Genomic DNA, 17873 nt, shown 5'->3' with positions numbered 1-17873 from the left:
GTCAGTCGCCGACACCCCGGGCGGCGAGCGCCTCACCCAGCTCGTCGGCACGGCGGAGCGTCCGCACCAGCAGGGGTACGACGAGCGCGCGGGGGCTCGACTCGAGCCCCCGGGCGCGCTGCGCGTCGCGCACCTGGCCGGCCAGCTCGATGACCAGTGGCACGCACCGGATCGCGAGGTTGAGCAGCAGGCCCACCCGGACGGGGTCGATGCCGACCACCCGCAGCGGCCGGCAGATCGCCACGACGACGTCGATGAGGTCGGTGGTGCGGGTGGTCAGCGTGACCAGGTTGGCCAGCAGCACCAGCGCCAGGATCACCCCGACGAGGACCGTGGTCCGCTCCCAGCCGACGACGACGAGCTGGAAGACCGAGAGCGGGACCAGCATCCACAGCAACGGTCGCACCATGTCGACGACCACCCGGGCGGGCACGCGGGCGAGCGGGTGCAGCGCCAGGACGACCGCCAGCGAAACGGCGGTCTGGGCGGGCGTGTCGACCAGCACCGACCCGGCGCCGGCCGCGGCGAGCGCACCCAGCTTGGCGCCCGCGGGCAGGCGGTGCAGCGGCGAGGTGCCGGGGAGGTAGAGCCCGAGCGCGGTGGTCACGACATCAGCTCGTGGTAGACCTTCACCGACTCCTCGGGGCTGCCGTCGTGCACCAGCCGGGTCTCGTCGAAGACCAGCACGCGGTCGAAGTCGTCGAGCAGGTCGAGGTGGTGCGTCACCAGGACGACCTGCTGCGGCAGCCGGGCGACGGTGTCGGCCACCATCCGGCTGTTGCGCAGGTCGAGCAGCGTCGTGGGCTCGTCCATCACGAGGAGCTCGGGCTCCGTGGCGAGCACGGACGCGAGGGCGAGGAGCTGCTTCTGGCCGCCGGACAGCTGGTGCGCGGCGTGGTCGGCGTACGCGCTGAGGCCGTAGTCCTCGAGCACTTCGCGGACGCGGATCGCCGCCTCGGGCTTGGACATGCCGCGGCGACGCAGCCCGAAGGCCACGTCCTCGGCGACGGTGGGCATCACGATCTGGGAGTCCGGGTCGGTGAAGCAGAAGCCCACCCGACGCCGTACCTCCCGCCCCTCGCGGGCGGTGTCCCAGCCACCGACGGTGACCGTCCCGGCCGACGGCAGGACGAGGCCGTTGAGCAGTCGCGCGAAGGTGGACTTGCCCGAGCCGTTGGCGCCGACGACGCCGATGCGGTGCTCCTCGAGGCGTACGTCGACCTCCCGGAGGGCGGGTGCCTCGCGGCCCGGGTAGACGTGCGAGACGCCGGTGACCTCGATCAGCACGACTCCACCACCATCGCGACGCCCTGGCCGCCGCCCGCAGCGATGGCGGCCAGGCCGAGCCGACCGTCGCCGCGCCCGGCGAGCTGGGCGAACAGCCGCACGACGAGCACCGCGCCCGAGGCACCCCAGGGGTGTCCCAGCGCGAGTGCGCCACCCTCGGTGCAGACGCGGTCGGGGTCCAGGTCGAGCTCGTCGCAGCAGGCCAGCACCTGTCCGGCGAACGCCTCGTTGAGCTCGACGACGTCGATCCGGTCCAGCGTCGTGCCGGCCCGCTCCAGCGCGAGCCGGACGGCCGGCACCAGGCCACGACCCGGTCGCGTCGGGTCGACACCGGCGCTCGCGCCGGCGATCACCCGCAGGCCCGGCACGCCCAGCTGCCGGTGCACCTCGCCGCTGACCACGGCCACCGCGGCTGCACCGTCGCTGACGCCGCAGGCGTTGCCCGCCGTCACCGTGCCGCCGGGCCGGAAGGCCGCCGGGAGCCGCGCGAGCCGCTCGGCCGTGAGCCCGGCGCGCGGGCGCTCGTCGCGCGCGAGGCCGCCGACCGGGACCACCTCGGCGTCGAACGCCCCGGCCTCGCGGGCCGCCACGGCGAGCCGGTGCGAGCGCGCGGCGTACGCGTCCTGCCGCTCGCGGGTCACGCCGGCGTCGTCGGCGAGGAGGTCGTTGGCCAGGCCCATGTCGAGGTCGTCGGGTGCGGGGGCGAAGGGGGCCCGCTCGTAGCGCACCGGACCGCGGCCCTCCTGCGGTGGCCAGGACCGCCACGGGGCGGTGCTCGCGGACTCGGCCCCGCCGGCGAGGACGACGTCGGCGCCGGTTCGCACGAGTCGGGCGCCGAGCTCCACCGCGGCGAGTCCGCTCGCGCACTGACGGTCGACGGTCAGCCCGGGGACCGACCGCGGGATCCCTGCTGCCAGCGATGACACGCGGGCCACGTTGCCGCCCGGGCCCATGCAGTTGCCGAGGAGCACCTCGTCGACGCGGTCCGCCTCCAGTCCGCCGCGGGACAGCACCGACGCCAGCACCGGCGCGGCCAGCTGGTCGACCGTGAGTCCGCCGAGGGCATGGCCGGCCGTGCCGATCGGGGTGCGCACCGCCGCGACGACCACCGGCGCATCGTCCGTCCGCGTCACCCGTCCACCTCCGTCGACACCGCCCGCACGATCGCGGCCTTGTCCACCTTGCCGTTGCCGGTCAGCGGAAGCGACTCCAGGTGGAACCACCGCCGCGGCTGCTGCGCGGCCGAGAGGACACGGCGGCCCACCTCGCGCAGCCGGACCACGTCGTCCGGGTCGGTGACGACCGCAGCGACGACCTGGCCGAGGTCGGGGTGCGGGACGCCGACCACCGCCACCTCCCCCACGGCCTCCTGCTGCAGCGCGTGCTCGACGTCGGCCTCGAGCACGGTCGCTCCTGCCGTCGTGACCCCACCGGCGCGGCCGAGCACCGTGACCCGGCCGTCCACCTCGACCACACCGCGGTCGCCGACGGTCGTCCAGCCGTCGGCGTCGCGCCGCAGCGCGTGCTCCGGCTCGGCGTACCCCGTGCAGACGTAGGGCGAGCGCACCCACAGCTCACCGTCGCGCGACTCCACCTCGACGCCGGGGAACGGACGCAACACGCCCGCGTGCCCGCCCCACGCGACGAACGACAGCTCGGCCGCACCGTAGTAGTGGCTCACGCGGGCACCGGCCGCCGTCGCGGCGTCGTGCAGCGACGACGTGAGGCGGTCTCCCGCGACGACGACGCGCATGCCGGACAGCATGTCCGGCCGGTCGGCCAGCAGCCGACGCAGAGCGGACGGCGTCAGGTGCGCGTGGGTCGCACCCTCGGACTCCGCTGTGACCGTGGCGCCGGCCCACCGTGCGTGGGCGGCGCCGAAGAGGTTCATCGAGGCGGTGAGCGGGCCGGGCACCCAGACCCGGCTGGTGGCCGTCAGCTCCAGCAGCTCGGACACGTGTGGGTAGGACTCCAGCCACGAGCGGGCGGTCCGGAGCACCGTCCGCGGCCGACCCGCGGTCCCCGCCGTACGGAAGGCCAGGAGGTCGTCGGGAGCCGCGGCGGTCACCGCCGACACGGGGTCGGCGGCCGTGAGGACGTCGACGTGCTCAGCCAACGACGTCGGCCGCCGGGCTCTGCGCGGCGACCTCGCGACGCCGGGGAAGCAGGACGGGGTACGCCGCGTGCACGCCACGCGCGACCACCGCGCAGACGATCGCCTTGACGAGGTCGCCGGGCACGAAGACCAGGGCGGCACTCGTAGCACCGGCCACCGACAGGTCGGCCCGCAGCACCAGGCCGATGATGCCGAGCACGTTGAGCACGAGCACCCCGCCGAGCACGTTGGCCACGACACCCCAGCCGATCCGGTAGGGCGCGCCGATGGCGTAGGTGACGGCACCGATGACCCAGGCCGCGACCGGGAACCCCACCAGGTAGCCGATGGACGGGCCGGCGAAGACGCCGAGGCCACCGCGACCACCGGCCAGCAGGGGCAGGCCGATGGCGACGAGCGCGAGGAAGACCACGAGCGCCAGGGCCCCGCGCCGCGGGCCGAGGATCGCGCCGGCGAGCATCACGCCCAGCGACTGCGCGGTGATCGGCACCGCCCCGCCGAACGCGGAGATCGCCGGGAAGAGCCCGAGCGCGGCGATGACGCCGGCGAAGACGGCCACGAGCGGGAGGTCGCGGGTGCTGAGGGAGGTCGGGGCCATGTCTTCCACCTTGGACGAGTCGATGTGCGGGGGCACCTGAACGCCGTTCAGGTGAACGGTGTTCAGGTTAGGGGGTGGATGCCGTTTCACGGAAGTCGTCTCGTGACCCGGTCGCCGAGAGGCGGTCACATGCAAAGAGACCGTGCCCTCTCCTGTTCCCAGGATCGGTGCACGGCCTCTGACCAGCGGTGGTGGAGCTGAGGGGATTCGAACCCCTGACCTTCTCATTGCGAACGAGACGCGCTACCAACTGCGCCACAGCCCCATACGCCTCACGGCGCGTCGCAAAGATACACGAGCCTGCGGAGCCTCACCGAATCGGCCCCGATGAACTTCCGCCCGTGTGCGCGGGACTCCATCCGGCGCTCAGCGTGAGGTGCCCTCGAGCCCGCTGAACTTCCACTCATACGCGTGGAAATCCATCGGAGTGGGCGCGTGGAGCGGCTCAGGCGCCGCTGGCGCGGCGGGTCTCCTCGGCGTCACGCGCGGCCTTGGCGGTCTGCTCGGCCGAGCGGGCGAGGGCGGAGTCCTCGTCGTTGCGACCGCTCGACCACACGCCGGTCGAGTCGAGGTCGATCGTGGAGACCGTACGACGCTGCGCGGCCGGCTTGCTGACGTAGGTCGGCAGGGTGGTGGGCACCATCTCCCAGCCACCGACGACGGGGACCTCGCCCGTGGTCACGGACGGCGCCTCGGCGGCGGGCACCTCCTCGACGGTGCGCGGCAGGCGCGGCTCGGGGGCGACGACCGGCACCTCGCCGGTGACGTCGGCGTCGTCGAGCTCGGTCTCCACCTCGGGGGTCTCGCCGATCTCGATGGCGGACCAGGCCGCGCGCTGACGACGCTCGGCGCGCACGGAGACGCGGCAGGCGACCAGCCAGGCGACGAGGACGGCGGCGGGCACGGCGACCCACGGCCAGGTGATCACCGATGCGGCGGCGAGGCCGATCACGACGGCGTTGGCGAGCAGGACGAGGGTGAGCACGTTGCGGCGGCGCTTGGCGGCGCGACGGGCGGCGGCTCGCTGCACGGCGGGCGCCGGCGGGAGCGTCGTACGGGCTGCGGGGGCGGCGGCGGACGCCGTGACGGGCTCGGGGGCGACGTGGGCCTTCGTCTCGACCGGCGGGCGGAGGGCCGCGCGGATCGGGGCCACGACCAGGCGGGCGTTGCGGCGGTCGACCGGCTCCCGACGCGCGAGCACGCGCATGGTGTGGGAGAACTTCTCGACCGACCGGCTGCGGACCACCTCGTCGTGGTGCTTGAGGGCCTTGGGGATGAGGTAGACGGCCCACGCCACGGCAAGGGCGACGAAGATCAGCGCGCTCAGGTCCACGAAGGAAGCGTAGGAGCGTGAGGGCTGGGCGGGACGGATGTCAAGTGGTGTGTCGCAGAACTACTGGTGTGACTGGTGTGTCGCCAGCCGCGCCTCGACGCCTCCCGGCACCTCCTCGCGGGTGACCGCGAAGATCCGGTGGTCGCGCCAGTCACCGTTGATGTGCAGGAAGCGTGGGGCGTAGCCGACCTGCTCGAGGCCGAGCTTCTCGACGACGCGCAGCGAGTTCGTGTTCTCGGGGCGCACGCAGATCTCGACGCGGTGCAGGCCCACCGGGCCGAGGCAGTGGTCGATCACCATCGCGACCGCGCGCGGCGCGACGCCGCGACCGGCGACGCCCGCGTCGACCCAGTAGCCGATCGATGCCCACTGCGCCGATCCCCGGGCGATGTTGCTGACGGTGACCTGTCCGGCGAAACGACCGTCGACCTCGATCACGAAGGGCAGCGTCTGCCCCCGCTTCGCCTGCTGGAGCAGGGCACGCACCACGAGGCGGTACGACGTCGGGCGGGGCGCGCCGCCGGGTGGGACGGTCGCGTCCCACGGCGCCAGCCAGTCCTGGTTGCGGGCGCGGACCGCCTCCCAGTCGTCGGCGTCGGACCTGCGCAGCGAGCGCACGACGACACCGTGCGAGTCGAGGCGGGCCGGCCAGCCCGGCGCGGCGTTCAGTGGTCGCTCCCGACGACCTGCTCGACGGCGTGCCGGACGACCGGCTCGAGCACGCCGAGCCCGTCCTTCACGCCACCGCGGGACCCGGGAAGGTTGATCACCAGGCAGTCGCCGGCGATGCCGGCGAGGCCGCGGGAGAGCATCGCGGTCGGCACGCCCTTCGCGACGCCGGCCGCGCGGATCGCCTCGGCGATTCCGGGGACCTCGCGGTCGAGCAGAGGCCGGGTGGCCTCGGGTGTGCGGTCGGTCGGCGTCAGGCCGGTGCCGCCGGTGGTGAGCACCAGCCGGGCGCCGGCCGCCACGGCCGCGGCGATCGCCTCGCGCACCGGGTCGCCGTCGGGCACGACGACGGGGTCGCCGCAGTCGAAGCCCTGCGCGCGCAGCCAGTCGGCGATCAGGGGGCCGGTCTCGTCGGCGTACACGCGCGCCGCGGCGCGGTTGGAGGCCACGACCACGGCGGCGAGAGGGCTCATCGCGCCCACTGTCTCATCGCGACCACGGGCCCGACTTCCCGCCGGTCTTCGTCTCGACCCGGACGTCGGTGATCACCGCGGCCTTGTCGACCGCCTTGACCATGTCGACGACGGTGAGCGCCGCGACGGACACCGCGGTCAGCGCCTCCATCTCGACCCCCGTGCGGTCGGTGGTGCGGACGGTCGCGGTGATGTCGACGGACTCGTCGGTCACCGCCAGGTCGACGGTCACCCCGGAGATGGCCAGCGGGTGGCACAGCGGGATCAGCGCGGGGGTCTGCTTGGCGCCCATGATCCCGGCGATGCGGGCCACGGCGAGCGCGTCACCCTTGGGCACGCCCTCGCCGCGGAGCAGGTCGATGACGGCGGGGCTGACGAGCACGCGGCCGGTGGCGGACGCCGTACGTGCCGTGACGTCCTTGCCGGACACGTCGACCATGCGGGCCGCGCCCGAGGCGTCGACGTGGGTGAGGCGGTCTGCCATCAGAACTCCTCGTCGAGCTTGCGGACCTGGACCATCTCGCCGGCCGGGACCGAGGTCGTCTCGGCGGGCACCTGGATCAGGCAGTTGGCCGTCGCGAGGTCGCCGATGAGGTGCGAGCCGTGGCCGCCGACGGGCGAGACGAAGGCGCCGCCGCGGTCGGTGTCGTAGAGCCCGCGCACGAGCTGCACCTTGCCCTCGGGCGAGGAGATGCCGTGGGTGAGCCGGGCCCGAGCGGTCGGGCGGACGTAGGGCAGCTTGCCCATCATCCGGCGGATCGCGGGGAGCACGAACATCTCGAAGGAGACGTAGGAGGAGACCGGGTTGCCGGGCAGCGTGAAGACCGGGGTGTCGTCCTCGCCGATGGTGCCGAAGCCCTGCGGCTTGCCGGGCTGCATGCCCACGCCGCCGAACCACATCGAGCCGTGGTGGGACAGCGACTCCTTGACGACGTCGAAGTCGCCCTCGCTGACGCCGCCGCTGGTGACGACGAGGTCGGCGCGGACGAGCTGGTCGCTGAGCGCCTCGGTGAAGGCGTGCGACTCGTCGGGGACGATGCCGACGCGGTAGGCGATCGCGCCGGCCGCGCGGGCGGCGGCAGCGAGGAGGTAGGAGTTGCCGTCGTAGATCGAGTCACGACCCAGCGCGGTGCCGGGGTCGCGGAGCTCGGACCCGGTGGAGATCACCACGACGCGCGGGCGCGGCCGGGTGCGGACCGTGGCGCGGCCGACCGCGGCGAGCATGCCGAGGTGGCGGGCGCCGAGGACGGTGCCCTCCTCGAGCAGCATGTCGCCCTCGGTGATGTCGTCGCCGGTCGGGCGGATGTGCTGGCCCGGGACCGCGGCTCGGTCGATGCGCACGGAGGCGACCCCGCGGTCGGTCCACTCGTAGGGGACGACCGTAGTGGCGCCGGCAGGCACCGGGGCGCCGGTCATGATCTTGACCGCGGTGCCGGGCGACAGCGCGAGGATCGAGGACTGGCCGGCGCCGATCTCTCCGACGACCGGCAGCGTCACCGGGGCGTCCTCGCTCGCGCCGGCGACGTCCTCGGCGACCACGGCGTAGCCGTCCATCGCGGAGTTGTCGAAGCTCGGCAGCGAGATGGGGGCGACGACGTCCTCGGCCAGCGCGAGGCCGAGGGCCTCCATCAGGGGCTGGGGGAAGGCGGGCAGCGGCGAGACGGTGGCGAGGATGCGCTCGACGTAGTCGGCGACGGGAAGCAGGTCGCTCATTCGGCGTCCTGCTCGCTGAGGACGGAGCCGCCCTCGACGCGCTGGGCTCCCTTGCCGTTGAGGGTCACGTCGCCGACCACCTTCACGCCGTGGCCGAAGGTCCAGTCGCCCTCGACGGTGAAGGAGTCGGCCTCGCGCAGCGACGGCGCCCCCTCGGGGAAGCGCTTGTCGAAGTCGCCGACCAGCTTGTAGAACTCGCCGTCGAGCGATACGTAGGGCACCTCGTCACCTGCCTGGTCGAGCACGAAGTCCTTGCCGAGGCTGTAGACGTCGGAGCGCAGCACCAGCAGGTCGTCGGTGGTCTTCACCGGGACGAAGCGGTCACGGCCCACCTCGATCGTGCGCGCGCCCTCGAAGACCTCGATCGCGGCGCCCATCGCCGTCTCGATCTGGATCACCTTCGGCGTCGACGGGTCGGCGGGGTCGAGGTTCTTCACGTTGCGGATCAGCGGCAGGCCGAGGATGCCGCCCCGGGCGTCGAGCGCCTCGACCATCGCCTCGAGGTCGAACCAGAGGTTGTTGGTCGAGCAGTACTTGTGCCGGCCCAGGTCGGCCAGCGCCTCCTTGTCCGCGTCGAGCGTCTGGGCCGACTCGCGCAGCACGATGCGGCCGTCGGCCTTGCGCCGCGCGAAGTGGCCGCCCTTGCGGTCGGAGGCCGTGCGCCGCACCGCCTCGATCGCGAACGGCGCACCGGTCTGGGCGAACCATCCCGCGACCCGGGCGTCGGGCACCGCGCCGAGGTTGTCGGAGTTGGAGACGAAGACGTAGCGGTAGCCCGCGTCGATGAGCTGCGACAGCAGCCCCGTGCCGCGCAGCGCGGTGTAGATGTCGCCGTGGCCGGGCGGGCACCACTCGAGGTCGGGCGCCTTGGGGTACGCCGCCGGGAGCAGGTCGGCGGCCAGCAGCTTGGGCTCCTTGTTCTGGAGGAACTCCAGCGGGAGGCCGTCGACCGGGAGGTCCTCGTAGCGAGCCAGGGCCTCCATGGTGTCGGCCGAGGTGCGGAAGGAGTTCATGAACAGCAGCGGCAGCGTGGCGTCGTACTCCTTGCGGAGGTGGAGCACCTGCCGGGCGATGATGTCGAGGAAGCTCAGCCCGCGCCGCACGCACAGCAGCGACTTGGCGCGCTCCATGCCCATCGACGTGCCGAGGCCGCCGTTGAGCTTGATCACCGCCGTCTTCCGGATCGCCTCGGCGGCGACGTCGTCGGTGACCTCGACGTCGGTCAGCGCCTCCATGTCGAGGGGCTCGATGGTGTCCTCGGCGATCATGCCGGTCTCGCCGTGCTCGAGGAGCCGGTAGTAGTGCGCGAACGTGTCGATCGCGACCTCGTCCACCCCGGCCTTCCGCATCTTCTCGCGCGCGAGGTCGAGGCCGTGAGGGGTGCCCTTGCTTGCCATGCTTCGATCGTAGGCTGCCGACGTGGACGCACGACACTCGGCGGACAGCACGGCCGCCAAGACAGCCCTCCGTGACCAGGTCCGCGCGGCCCGCAAGCGGCGCCCGCTGGGTGCCGCGGCGGACTTCGCCGCGTCCGTCGCGGACGTCGCGCTGGGGTGGGACGAGGTACGCCGCGCCGCCACCGTCGCGGCCTACGTCTCCGTCGGCAGCGAGCCCGGCACCGGCCTCCTGCTCGACGCACTCGTGGCCGCCGGCAAGCGCGTGCTGCTGCCGGTCGTGCTCCCGGGGCTCGACCTCGACTGGGCGGTCTACGAGGGGCGCGACCACCTCGCGCCCGCGGTCCGCGGCCTGCTCGAGCCCACCGGCCCGCGCCTCGGCAAGGAGGCCGTCGCCCAGGCCGACGTCGTACTCGTGCCGGGGCTCGCCGTCTCCTCCGCCGGCGAACGCCTCGGCCAGGGCGGCGGCTGCTACGACCGCACGCTCCCCCGGATCACCCCAGGAACCCCCGTCGCCGTGGTGCTGTACGACGACGAGGTCGGGCTCCCCGTCCCCACCGACCCCCACGACCTCCCGGTCGCCTTCGCGCTGACCGCCACCGAGATCAGAGGTTTCCCCGCCGGTTGAGCAGCGAGCGCACTCCGCCGCCGGTTGAGCAGCGAGCGAAGCGAGCGTGTCGAAACCAAGGCCCTGGGTTTCGACACGGGCCTGGCGGCCCTGCTCAACCAGCGGGTCGCCGTCTGGCGGCCCTGCTCAACCAGCGGGCTGGGCCGGGTTGAGGACGAGTGTGTCGTCGGCGGCGGCCTCGACGGCGTCGCGGGAGAAGGCCCAGGGGAGGGTCTTGCCGTCGACGTAGAGCTCGGTCTGGTCGGTGTAGTGGGACGACGCCGGGTGCCCGGAGACGCCGGTGAGGTTGATCCAGCGCGAGTCGTCCCAGTCGGCGAGCGAGACGACCATCCGCATGGACGGGGCGGCGGTGACCTCGTAGCCGTCGACGGCGTTCCAAGAGGTGGCGTCGACGATCGACGAGCCGCCGCCGACCTCCCAGCCGTCGCGGTTGAAGAGCCGCTCGACGAGCCCCACGCCCGACTCACCGAGGCTCGAGTTGTGGAGGTTCATCCGGTGCAGCCGGCCCCACTCCCACAGGTGTGGGTCGCGGGCCTGGCGGCGGGTGAGCTCGTCGCGGGCCTCGATCAGGGCCTCGCGCAGGATGTCGTCGCGGGTCTCCACGACGTCGTCGGTGTCGGCGTCGTCCCACCACGGGCCGGCCGGGTCGGTGAGCATCCGGCTGACCACGGTGAACCACCGGTCGCCGCCGTCGGGCCACGTGCGTTGGCGCAGGTCGTCGTGGAAGGTCAGCTCCAGCAGGTTGCGCCAGACCACATTGAAGTAGGCCGCCGCCGCGCTGTCGGCCGGCGAGGTGAAGTCCCAGTCGCGGAGCAGGTCCTGCGCGTTGCGGTAGTACGCCGAGGGCAGCCGCTCGACGTCGAGGAGGTAGGGCACCAGGGTCTCGGCCATCGGGTTGGTGGTGTCGAGCTGGAGCTGTGCCATCTCCTGCACCGACAGCTCGCCCTCGTCGGCGAGCACCTCGCGGATCCGGGTCGAGCGGTAGCCGTAGTCCCAGTCCTTGGTGAGGAGGTAGGGGTAGTCCTCGTCGATGACGGCCTGGTTGGCCGTGGCGATGAAGCCCTCCTCGGGGTCGAGCACGCTCGGCAGCCCGTCGAACGGGATGTAGTCGCCGGTCCAGTCATTGGCGCTGATCCAGCCCTCGACCGGCATCGTGCCGTCGTTGCCGCCGCGCCGGATCGGGATCCGGCCGGGCGACTGGTAGCCGATGTGGCCCTCGCGGTCGGCGTACACGAGGTTCTGCGCGGGCACCGCGAAGTCGGCGGCCGCGGCGCGGAAGGAGTCCCAGTCGGAGGCGCGGTTGAGCTCGAGGATGGCGTCGGCCGTGGGCGCGGGGTCGAGCGCGGTCCACGCGAGAGCGACGGCGTACCCGCTGCCGCGGTCGCCGGGCTCGTCGGTCGGTGCGTTGGCGCCGACGGTCGCGAAGTCGGACGACACGTCGCTGATCAGCGGGCCGTGCACGGTCTCGCGCACCCGCAGCTCGACGTCGTCCTCGCCGCGCACCTTGATCGTCTCGGTGTGCACCTGCATGGCCTGCGTCTCGCCGTCGCGGACGTAGCGGTCGTCGCCCTCGGTCTCCTCGAGGAAGAGGTCGGTGACGTCGGGGCCGAGGTTGGTGAAGCCCCAGGCGATGTCGGCGTTGTGGCCGATGATCACGCCGGGGACTCCGGAGAAGGTGAAGCCCGACGTGTCGAGGGTGCAGGCCTCGCTGACCTCGCGGCAGTGCAGGCCCATCTGCATCCAGATGCCCGGCTGGCTGATGCCGAGGTGGGGGTCGTTGGCCAGCAGCGGCATGCCGGTGGCGCTGTGGTCGCCGTCGACGACCCACGAGTTGCTGCCGATGCCGCGCCCCGACCCGACGAGGTCGGGCACGCTCCCCACCGCGTCCTGCACGCGCTCGAGGGCGTCCACGACCTCCTGCGAGTACGCCGGCCGGCGCGGGTTGCGGGTGCCGTTGGCCGTCGCGTTCTGCTCGAAGACGCCGTCGACGACGCCGCCACCGGAGACGATCGGCGGGTGCGCGTCGAAGTCGTAGGCCGGCCAGAGTGAGGCGATCTCCTCCTCGGTGTGGTCGAGCGACAACAGCACCCGGTCGACCTCGGCGTCCATGTTGCCGCGCAGGTCCCACGCCATCGCCTTGAGCCAGGCCAGCGAGTCGACCGGCTCCCACTCCTCGGGCGTGTAGTCGAGGCCGGTGAGCCCGAGGACGGAGTACTCCGCGGCGAGCTGCGAGGGCGAGCGGTCGGCGATGTAGGCGTTGACCCCGTTGGCGTACGCCGTCAGCGCGTCGCGGGTGGCCGGCTCGAGCAGCGCCCACTCCTCCTCCGCGACCTGGCGCCATCCCATGGTGCGGATGAACTTGTCGGTCTCGAGGGTGTCCTCGCCGAACAGCTCCGAGAGCCGACCGGCGGTGACGTGCCGGCGGAAGTCCATCTCGAAGAAGCGCTCCTGCGCGTGGACGTAGCCCTGTGCGAACATCAGGTCGGCGTCGGTGTCGGCGTAGACCTGCGGGATGTCGTTGTCGTCGCGGATCACCTCGACCGACGCGGACAGGCCGGGCACCTCGACCTCGCCGCTCGTCTGCGGCAGCGGACGCCGTACGACGACCACGACGGTGACCGCCAGCACCACCAGCAGCAGCACGAGGCCCAGGGCGGTCCACGCCGTCCACCGCACGGCACGGGGCGCGCGGCGGAAGGCCTGCCACCAGGACACCGTGTCGGCGTCGGCGGAGCCGGAAGTCGGGTCGGGGGACGTGGTGGGTGCCTGCTCGCTCATCGCGTTCGCCATTGTGCCGTACCATTGGCAGTCGAAGGGCTTGAGTGCCAGCGCGTCGCGCCGGCCCTGCCGATCGCCACCACGGAACCACCCCGAGGACTCCCACATGCCCACCTACCAGTACGCCTGCACCGAGTGCGGCCACGCCTTCGAGCAGTTCCAGAGCTTCAGCGAGGACGCGCTGACGGTCTGCCCCGTGTGCGACGGCAAGCTCCGCAAGCTGTTCAACGCGGTGGGCGTGGTGTTCAAGGGCTCGGGCTTCTACCGCACCGACAGCCGCTCGTCGTCCTCGTCCTCGACCCCCGCCTCGTCGACCTCCACGAGCTCGTCGTCTGACTCCTCGTCGTCGTCCTCGTCGTCCTCGTCGTCCTCGTCGAGCACCTCCTCCTCGTCCTCCTCCGACTGAGTCACCCACCGCCCGCTGGTTGAGCTGGGCGCCCCGCGGCGGCCGCCGCTGGTTGAGCAGGGCGCCCCGCGCCCGTGTCGAAACCAAGGCATCCCCATCCGTAGCCCCTGGTTTCGACACGCTCGCTTGCGCTCGCTGCTCAACCGACGGGGGCACCGGTAGCGGCCTGTGGAGAGGCCCAGCGCGCGACCGCACCTCCGGCCTAGCGTCGGGGCATGTTCCCGGGACTCCCTCCGGCACGGCGCCGGATCCGTGCCCTCCGCCACCAGCTGAGGCGCCGGCGCCGGTGGATCGCGGCCGTCCTCGTGGCCGCCGCGACACTGGGCGCGCTGCGCACGCTCGCTCCCCCGGCCCCCGAGACGGTGCAGGTGATGGTCGCCGCGCGCGACCTGCCCTCGGGCACGCTCCTCGACCGTGACGACGTGGTCGCCCGTGCCTATCCGGCGGACCTCGCCCCGTCGGCCGCGGCCGCTGCGCCGGTCGGCCGGGTGCTGGCCGGACCCCTCGCGAGCGGCGAGGTCCTGACCGAGGCGGGCGTGCTCGGCCCCGGGCTCGCGGACGCGGCGGCGGGACAGACGGTCCTGCCGGTCCGGCTACCCGACGCCGGCATGGCGACGCTGCTGCGCGCCGGGGACGAGGTGGACCTGATGGCGACCGACCCGAGCACCGGGTCGACGTACGTCGTCGCGCGTGACGTGGTCGTGCTGTCGACGCCGACGGGGGTCCCGGAGGGCCCGACGGGCGGCTCCGGTGGTGCGCTGGTGGTCGTCGGGGCCTCTGCGGACGCCGCGGTAAAGATCACCTCAGCCGCCCTGTCGCAGTTCCTCAGCGTGTCGTGGACCCGCTAGCGTGCGGTGCATCCGCTTGTCTGCGGCCCTCTCGGGGGCCCCCAGAAGGAGAGAACATGACTGGTTTCAAGAACTTCATCCTCAAGGGCAACCTCATCGAGATCGCCACCGGTCTGATCATGGCGCTGGCCTTCGCATCGGTGGTCACGACCTTCACCGCCTGGCTCACCGCCCTGCTTCCTGACTCCACGTCCGAGATCTTCAGCAACGAGGCCAACAGCTTCGGCGCCTTCCTCAACGCCGTCGTCTCGTTCGTGATCATGGGCGCCGTCGTCTACTTCTTCGTCGTGATGCCCTACACCCGGGCCAAGGAGAAGTTCTTCCCCGACGAGCCCGCCGGCACCCCCGCCGACATCGCGCTCCTCGAGGAGATCCGCGACGCCATCAAGGCGCGCGGCGGCGCCGTCTGAGCCCACCGACACACGCGCGGCCCGTCCCCCGAGGGGGCGGGCCGTTCGTCGTCTCGTCCGCGACGTGTCGGCGTACTCCAGTGACGTCCGGCAGCGGTGGGTAGTCCAGTGACGTCCGGCAGTGGCGGGTAGTCCAGTGACGGATGGTTGTCCTCGGGTGGGATCGACAGCCGTTCGCCACTGGAGTACCCCGAGGGCACAACCAATGGCCACTGGACTACCCCGGGCAACGGAGCGAGATCCCGCGACACCACCGAACAACCAGGTCGCGACCGGGCGCCGCCTGGTCAGGCGTCAGCCGTGGTGGGGCGGGACCTGGTCGCGGTACCAGTCGTCGCCCTTGCCCGCGGAGTCCTCGCGCCGGTCGCGGTCGTCGGAGGTCTGCTCGGGTACGCCGTCACCGAAGACCGCGGCGAGGCGCTGGCGGCGCTTCCAGTCCGGCTCCTCCTCAGGAGCCGAAGAGGTCACGGGGTCGTTCACGCACAGACCCCGTAGATCTGGTCCTCCGGCTTGGTCGTCGCCGAGCTTCTCGGAGTCTCCGTCGGGGTCTCGGAGGCGGTCTCGCTGGGCGTCTCGCTCGGGGTCTCCGACGGGGTCTCGGAGGTGCTCTCGCTGGGCGACTCGCTGCCGGTCGCCGGCGACTCGCTCTCGTTGGCGGTGGCGGGCGCCTCGGCGCTGGTCGAGTTGCCGGCGAGGAGCTTCTTGGGGATCTCCTTGTCCTCGGCGAGGAGCTTCCAGATCTCGTCGGCCTGCTCGGTCCAGTAGACCCGGCCCCAGAACTCGGAGTCGCGCGGGTAGTAGGCGGTCGGCAGGGTGACGAACTTGATCTTGTCGAGGCCGATGCCCTGGAGCTGCATGGCGACCTTGCCGAGCCGGGTGACGTTGGCGAACTCGTCGTCGGTGGTCAGCGACTTGGTCGCCGCGTCGAGGAACTTCACCACCTTGTCGAGGCGGGTCAGCGTGCCGGCCGACAACACCTCGCGCACGAGGGCGCCGATGAACTCCTGCTGCCGGCGGATGCGCGAGATGTCGTTGCGCTGGATGAGGTCGCCGACGTAGCGCGCGCGGACGTAGTCGAGGGCCTCGTCGCCGGTGAGCACCGACGGGTTGCCCTTCGGCACGAAGATCTGGTGGGCCGGGTCCTTGATGTCCTCGGGCACGCACACAGGCACGCCGCCCACCGCGTCCACCATCGAGCCGAAGCTGGCGAAGTCGACCACGATGAAGTGCTCGACGTGGATGCCGGTGTTGTCCTCGAGCTGGCGCAGGGTGCAGAGCGGACCGCCGACGCTGTAGGCGGCGTTCCAGATGACGTCGGTGACCGCCGGCGAGTCGCAGCCGTCCTCGGGACGGTCGACGATCGAGTCACGCGGGATCGAGACGGCGTACGCGCGCGAGCGGTCGGCGGACAGGTGCACGAGGATCGTGGTGTCGGAGCCACCGCCGCCCTCCTGGTCGATGCCGCAGCCGTCGCAGTCGCGGGAGTCCGAGCCCATCACGAGGATGTCGAGCGGCTCGCCGTTGCCCTTGTAGAGCTCCTCCGGGCGCGCGTCCTCGTCGAGGGCGCCGAGCGAGACACCCTCGATGTTCCCGTTGAGGTGGCGGATGAGGTAGACAGTGCCGAGGCCGGTGACCAGGGCCAGGACGACGACGCTGATCAGGATGACCCGGCCGACGGTGTGCTTGCGCGCCGCCTTGCCCTTGCGCTTGGGCGCGCCAGTGGGAGCCTCCGGGCTCGACTCGTCCGACACGCGCTCACCTTTTGTGCACAGGGAAACTGCTGACCGCGTCTGAACCTACTCGACACGGGCAAGATCCCGGAGCCCACGACGACACGACAAAGTCGCGTGAAGTGGTGCACTTCGCTGCGCGTTGCGGGTCGTCGTACGCCCTCGTGGCAGGATGCTGCCCGCCGTGCGTGCACGGCACCGCCCCAGTAGCTCAGTGGATAGAGCAGCCGCCTCCTAAGCGAAAGGTCGCAAGTTCGACTCTTGCCTGGGGCACCACGCACCACCCTCCGGTTTCGGAGCTCGCTCCGCTCGCACCTCAACCAGCGATGGTCTCGAACCGGATCCCCGCCGCCTGGAGGCGCGCGAGGAGCGCGTCGCCCATCGCCTGGGCCGGGGTGACCTGGCCGGCGGTCTCGGGGTTGTCGTCGAACGCCAGGCAGAGCGCGGCCTCCGAGAGCATCTTCGCGGTCTCGGTGTAGCCCGGGTCGCCGCCGGAGACCTTGGCGTGGACGGTCGTCCCGCCTGCCTCGCCGACGAAGTCGACGGTGAACCACGACTTGTCGCGCTTGGCCTGGTCGGGGCCCGAGCCCTGCGGCACCTTGCTCAGCAGGAGCTCGCGCAGGGGCTTGACCTGCGAGGCCAGCGAGATCGCGCCGACGCCGACCGCGCCACCGGCGGCGTACCGCAGCGTCTTGGTGCCGGCCCAGTGGGAGTACCGGAACTCCGGACCGTACGACGCCAGCGCGGCGCCGCTGCGCGCCACGATGATCGGGTCGATGGTCGGCAGCGGGAGCAGCCAGTAGCCGAGCACGGAGTCGCGGTGGGGCTTGCCGCCGACCGAGCGCGACGAGCGGCCCTCGGGCCGGACCTCCGCGCGGCGGCGGGCGGTGTAGGTCTTGCGCATCTCCTTGGCGCGGGCGAACTGGTTGAGCGCGGAGTGGAACGTGCCGCCGGAGAACGTGCCGCCCGAGCGGACCACGCCGCGCAGGGTGATCGGCTGGTCGGACGGCAGCTGCTTCACCGTGAAGAAGGCGCCGAGGTCGTGCGGGATCGAGTCGAAGCCGCACGCGTGCACGAGCCGGGCGCCCGTGCGCACCGCGGTCTGGTGGTGCTCGAGGAACATCCGGTCGACGAACTCCGGCTCGCCGGTGAGGTCGACGTAGTCGGTCCCGGCCTCGGCGCACGCCGCGACGAGCGGCCCGCCGTGGGCCAGGTAGGGGCCGACCGTCGAGATCACGACGCGCGCGCGGCGGGCCACGTCAGCCAGCGCCGCGGGGTCGGACGCGTCGGCGACCAGCACCTCGACGTCGTCCCCGAGCCGACGGCGTACGGACTCGAGCTTGTCGGCGTTGCGGCCGGCGATCGCCCAGCGCAGCCCGTCGGGTGCGTGGGCGGCGAGGTAGTCGGCGGTGAGGCCACCGGTGAAGCCGGTGGCACCGAACAGCACGAGGTCGAGGTCGCGGTCGCTCATCGCGCCATCGTGTCAGAAG

19 protein-coding genes and 2 tRNA genes are annotated in these 17873 nt (G+C 72.5%); 5 read left to right on the top strand and 16 right to left on the bottom strand.

Going from position 1 to position 17873, the window contains the following annotated elements; all coding sequences use genetic code 11:
* Nucleotide 1 precedes the first annotated feature (1 nt).
* The 12 genes from J2X46_RS05865 to J2X46_RS05810 all read right to left on the bottom strand — a co-directional run bounded on the left by J2X46_RS05865 (nt 2) and on the right by J2X46_RS05810 (nt 9586).
* On the bottom strand, nt 2-607 hold the full coding sequence (locus J2X46_RS05865) for an energy-coupling factor transporter transmembrane protein EcfT (RefSeq protein WP_310248013.1): 606 nt from the start codon (nt 605-607) through the stop codon (nt 2-4).
* The gene (locus J2X46_RS05860; RefSeq protein WP_310248011.1) at nt 604-1287 is read right to left on the bottom strand and encodes an ABC transporter ATP-binding protein; all 684 of its coding nucleotides are present in this window, start codon (nt 1285-1287) and stop codon (nt 604-606) included. Before J2X46_RS05860 ends, J2X46_RS05865 begins: the two co-directional genes overlap by 4 nt.
* Complete coding sequence (locus J2X46_RS05855) at nt 1281-2420, bottom strand: thiolase family protein (protein WP_310248009.1); 1140 nt, start codon at nt 2418-2420, stop codon at nt 1281-1283. Before J2X46_RS05855 ends, J2X46_RS05860 begins: the two co-directional genes overlap by 7 nt.
* Nucleotides 2417-3403 (bottom strand): AMP-binding protein, encoded by a 987-nt coding sequence (locus tag J2X46_RS05850; RefSeq protein ID WP_310248007.1) that lies wholly within the window; start codon nt 3401-3403, stop codon nt 2417-2419. Before J2X46_RS05850 ends, J2X46_RS05855 begins: the two co-directional genes overlap by 4 nt.
* Complete coding sequence (locus tag J2X46_RS05845) at nt 3396-4001, bottom strand: biotin transporter BioY (RefSeq protein WP_310248004.1); 606 nt, start codon at nt 3999-4001, stop codon at nt 3396-3398. The genes J2X46_RS05850 and J2X46_RS05845 overlap by 8 nt, the downstream gene beginning before the upstream one ends.
* A 189-nt stretch (nt 4002-4190) precedes the next feature.
* Nucleotides 4191-4266: transfer RNA gene (locus J2X46_RS05840), tRNA-Ala, on the bottom strand.
* 180 nt (nt 4267-4446) lie between these two features.
* Complete coding sequence (locus J2X46_RS05835) at nt 4447-5334, bottom strand: hypothetical protein (protein WP_310248002.1); 888 nt, start codon at nt 5332-5334, stop codon at nt 4447-4449.
* Nucleotides 5335-5394: 60 nt separating this feature from the next.
* A complete protein-coding gene (locus J2X46_RS05830) occupies nt 5395-5952 on the bottom strand; it encodes a GNAT family protein (protein ID WP_310247998.1) in 558 nt (185 codons plus the stop codon).
* 47 nt (nt 5953-5999) lie between these two features.
* Nucleotides 6000-6476: a MogA/MoaB family molybdenum cofactor biosynthesis protein gene (locus tag J2X46_RS05825; protein WP_310247997.1), complete on the bottom strand. Its 477-nt coding sequence runs from the start codon at nt 6474-6476 to the stop codon at nt 6000-6002.
* 13 nt (nt 6477-6489) lie between these two features.
* Entirely contained in the window at nt 6490-6960 is a 471-nt protein-coding gene (gene moaC, locus J2X46_RS05820; protein WP_310247995.1) for a cyclic pyranopterin monophosphate synthase MoaC, read from the bottom strand.
* Nucleotides 6960-8189: a gephyrin-like molybdotransferase Glp gene (gene glp / locus J2X46_RS05815; protein ID WP_310247992.1), complete on the bottom strand. Its 1230-nt coding sequence runs from the start codon at nt 8187-8189 to the stop codon at nt 6960-6962. Before glp ends, moaC begins: the two co-directional genes overlap by 1 nt.
* A complete protein-coding gene (locus tag J2X46_RS05810; protein WP_310247990.1) occupies nt 8186-9586 on the bottom strand; it encodes a UTP--glucose-1-phosphate uridylyltransferase in 1401 nt (466 codons plus the stop codon). Before J2X46_RS05810 ends, glp begins: the two co-directional genes overlap by 4 nt.
* 22 nt (nt 9587-9608) lie before the next feature.
* Between J2X46_RS05810 and J2X46_RS05805 the strand changes: the two genes are divergently transcribed.
* The gene (locus J2X46_RS05805; RefSeq protein ID WP_310247987.1) at nt 9609-10211 is read left to right on the top strand and encodes a 5-formyltetrahydrofolate cyclo-ligase; all 603 of its coding nucleotides are present in this window, start codon (nt 9609-9611) and stop codon (nt 10209-10211) included.
* A gap of 126 nt (nt 10212-10337) precedes the next feature.
* Here the strand turns inward: J2X46_RS05805 and J2X46_RS05800 are convergent, their stop codons facing one another.
* A complete protein-coding gene (locus J2X46_RS05800) occupies nt 10338-12989 on the bottom strand; it encodes a penicillin acylase family protein (protein WP_310247985.1) in 2652 nt (883 codons plus the stop codon).
* 106 nt (nt 12990-13095) lie between these two features.
* On the opposite strand from J2X46_RS05800, the gene J2X46_RS05795 reads away from it, so the two are divergent.
* The 3 genes from J2X46_RS05795 (at nt 13096) to J2X46_RS05785 (ending at nt 14653) form a co-directional block, all read left to right on the top strand.
* The gene (locus tag J2X46_RS05795) at nt 13096-13395 is read left to right on the top strand and encodes an FmdB family zinc ribbon protein (RefSeq protein ID WP_310247983.1); all 300 of its coding nucleotides are present in this window, start codon (nt 13096-13098) and stop codon (nt 13393-13395) included.
* A gap of 215 nt (nt 13396-13610) precedes the next feature.
* The gene (locus J2X46_RS05790; RefSeq protein WP_310247980.1) at nt 13611-14243 is read left to right on the top strand and encodes an SAF domain-containing protein; all 633 of its coding nucleotides are present in this window, start codon (nt 13611-13613) and stop codon (nt 14241-14243) included.
* A gap of 56 nt (nt 14244-14299) precedes the next feature.
* Nucleotides 14300-14653 carry an MscL family protein gene (locus tag J2X46_RS05785; protein ID WP_310247978.1) on the top strand — a complete coding sequence of 118 codons (354 nt, stop codon included), beginning with the start codon at nt 14300-14302 and terminating at the stop codon, nt 14651-14653.
* 294 nt (nt 14654-14947) lie between these two features.
* On the opposite strand, the gene J2X46_RS05780 is transcribed toward J2X46_RS05785, so the two are convergent.
* Together J2X46_RS05780 and J2X46_RS05775 are read right to left on the bottom strand one after the other, a co-directional pair.
* Nucleotides 14948-15133 (bottom strand): hypothetical protein, encoded by a 186-nt coding sequence (locus J2X46_RS05780; RefSeq protein WP_310247976.1) that lies wholly within the window; start codon nt 15131-15133, stop codon nt 14948-14950.
* A complete protein-coding gene (locus tag J2X46_RS05775) occupies nt 15130-16404 on the bottom strand; it encodes an LCP family protein (protein ID WP_310247974.1) in 1275 nt (424 codons plus the stop codon). The genes J2X46_RS05780 and J2X46_RS05775 overlap by 4 nt, the downstream gene beginning before the upstream one ends.
* A 179-nt stretch (nt 16405-16583) precedes the next feature.
* Here J2X46_RS05775 and J2X46_RS05770 point away from each other — a divergent pair.
* Nucleotides 16584-16659, top strand: a tRNA-Arg gene (locus J2X46_RS05770).
* A gap of 40 nt (nt 16660-16699) precedes the next feature.
* Here J2X46_RS05770 and J2X46_RS05765 read toward each other — a convergent pair.
* A complete protein-coding gene (locus tag J2X46_RS05765; RefSeq protein WP_310247971.1) occupies nt 16700-17854 on the bottom strand; it encodes a saccharopine dehydrogenase NADP-binding domain-containing protein in 1155 nt (384 codons plus the stop codon).
* Nucleotides 17855-17873 lie beyond the last annotated feature (19 nt).

Origin of the sequence: Nocardioides sp. BE266 (assembly GCF_031457855.1) — a bacterium.
Classification (GTDB): Bacteria; Actinomycetota; Actinomycetes; order Propionibacteriales; family Nocardioidaceae; genus Nocardioides.
Note: the sequence above shows the minus strand (reverse complement) of the source record. Positions and strands in the feature narration are given on the sequence as shown.